This is a genomic window from Leisingera sp. F5 (assembly GCF_001593695.1).
In genome coordinates, this window is the sequence record NZ_LUKH01000623.1 from 1 (window position 1) to 1,975 (window position 1,975).

5 protein-coding genes are annotated in these 1,975 nt (G+C 65.2%); all 5 read right to left on the reverse strand.

Features of this window, described 5'->3' with window-relative positions:
• The coding region (locus tag A2I95_RS34025) for a DUF6455 family protein (RefSeq protein ID WP_291736911.1) at positions 1-202 on the reverse strand (202 nt) is incomplete at its 3' end.
• Positions 199-459: a DUF6455 family protein gene (locus A2I95_RS34030; RefSeq protein ID WP_027258173.1), complete on the reverse strand. Its 261-nt coding sequence runs from the start codon at positions 457-459 to the stop codon at positions 199-201. The genes A2I95_RS34030 and A2I95_RS34025, both read right to left, overlap by 4 nt.
• Before the next feature lie 40 nt (positions 460-499).
• Positions 500-763, reverse strand: a complete 264-nt coding sequence (locus A2I95_RS34035) for a DUF6455 family protein (protein ID WP_027258172.1) — start codon at positions 761-763, stop codon at positions 500-502.
• Positions 764-851: 88 nt separating this feature from the next.
• A complete protein-coding gene (locus A2I95_RS34040) occupies positions 852-1,244 on the reverse strand; it encodes a YigZ family protein (RefSeq protein ID WP_211236023.1) in 393 nt (130 codons plus the stop codon).
• A gap of 2 nt (positions 1,245-1,246) precedes the next feature.
• Positions 1,247-1,960 (reverse strand): M48 family metalloprotease, encoded by a 714-nt coding sequence (locus A2I95_RS34045; RefSeq protein WP_291736916.1) that lies wholly within the window; start codon positions 1,958-1,960, stop codon positions 1,247-1,249.
• Positions 1,961-1,975 lie beyond the last annotated feature (15 nt).

Genomic DNA, 1,975 nt, shown 5'->3' on the forward strand with positions numbered 1-1,975 from the left:
CGGAAATCCACAGCGCGCAGGACTTGCTGCAACCCGCTCCGCGGCAGGAGGTCACCATCCGGGCATAGTCCAAACAGCTGAGCTGCCCGGCTTTCACCGCCTGATCCAGATCGACGCCCGCAGCCCTGGCCACGGCGCGCAGCAGCCACAAGTGGCGGAAGATATTGCCGAGGCTCCGGGCCTCCGCCGCCATATCCTTCATGTGCTGCGGTCCTTCAATTGCATCAGAGTATCTGCATTGCGGCAACCCGGCATCGGTGCTCCGGCGTGGTCATGGGCGGACAGGAAGGCCTCGCATTGATCCGCCGCGCCGCAGCCGCGGCAGCGGGTGATCATCGCGGCCCAATCCGTGTGGCTGATATCCCCCGCGGCAAAGGCAGATGTAAGATCCGCCCCCACGGCCTTGCCCATCCGGGCCATCAGCCGCAAATGGTACAGAGGATCCCCCAGTGGCTGCATGTTCGAACTCCTTAAAGAGGCCGGGAAAAATCCGAGGCCGTCAGGCCTGCTGCTCGTTCAAGTAGCCAAGCAGATCGCGGTTGCGGCAGAAATCCGGCGCCTCGGCACCGGGGCGCGGGCCTTCGGCCAGCCACTTGCGGCACGCGCCGACACCGCCGCAACGGCTGCAGCGCAGCACCGCCTCGGCGATCTCGTCAAAGCGCAGGGTGCCGGCGACGGCCTCTTCCTCAAGATCCAACCCGACGGTACCGGCCATCCGGTCAAACAGTTCGGCGTGTTTTTTCAGATCGGCATGAGTGGTCATCGCGCGGCTCCCCGGAATCATTCATTTCGGGTACAGCTTAGCGGCAGGGCAGAGGCACCGATTTGATGCAGGTCAAACGGGACCGGGTTCAGGCGAATTTCCCGCCCAGGTGGCCAAGATACGCGCGCACCGCATCCTGCACCCGGCGGAAGCGGTCACCGCCCAGTTTCTTACCGCCATACCAGCGGGTGACGATGATCACGTGATCCTTAAGCCCCTCGCGCTCCATCATCCGCAGGATCACCATGCCCGCACCGCTCTCGCCGTCATCAGCCTTGAGCCCGCCCGCGCGCAGCATTGCAGCCCAGGTGTTGTGGGTGGCCTTGGCATAGGCGCGGTCGGTCTTCAGCTCAGCCAGCACCGCATCGACTTCCTCACGAGAGGTGACCCGCGCGCCAGTCACAGCATAGCGCGAGCCGCGGTCAGTCAGCACCACACCCAGCATCTCCAACGCGGGAGCGGCCTGATCCTTGGCGACCATGCTCAATTCAGCCCGTGGCGGTCGATGGTGGACTGCACCACCCGCACCCGGTCCGGGTTGGCAGGATGGGTGCCCAGGAAACGGTCACCCGGATCCGGCAGCCGGTTGAAAAAGCGCACGCCGATACTGGGCCGGTAGCCGGACTGGTGGGTGATGATCGTGCCCAGCTCATCCGCCTCCAGCTCAAAATCCTTGGAATAGGTGCGCGCGCCGACATAGCCGCCCACATCCTGCGCAGTCGAGACGGTGGCCGCGCTGCCGCCGGCAAGAGCTGTGATCAGCCCGGCGCCGGCGCTGACCAGAGCCGAGTTCTGCGCCTGCCGCGCCAGATGGCCGCGGATGTGGTGGGCGGCTTCGTGCGACATCACAAAGGCCAGTTCGTCCTGATTGGCGATCTGCCCCAGCATCCGCTGGGTGAAGGTGATCACCGGCCGGCCGGAACGGTCGAGGCTTTGATAGGCATTGGGCGCCGCGTTGGGATTCGGATCGATGCGGATCAGGAAATCGCAATTCAGCCCCTGGGTACGGCTACGGCACGCGCGTTCTGCCACCGGCTCCACCCGCCGGGTCACGGAGGCAAAAGCGTTGCGCGCCTCCCCCGGTGCCATCCCCTGCACCCGCGGTGTCCGGACAACCGGAACAGATTGCGGCGCTGGTTCGATTGCCACGTCACAGGCGCTGACGGCAAGGGCAAGCAGACACAGAAAACGGCGCATGACGGATCCTATTGC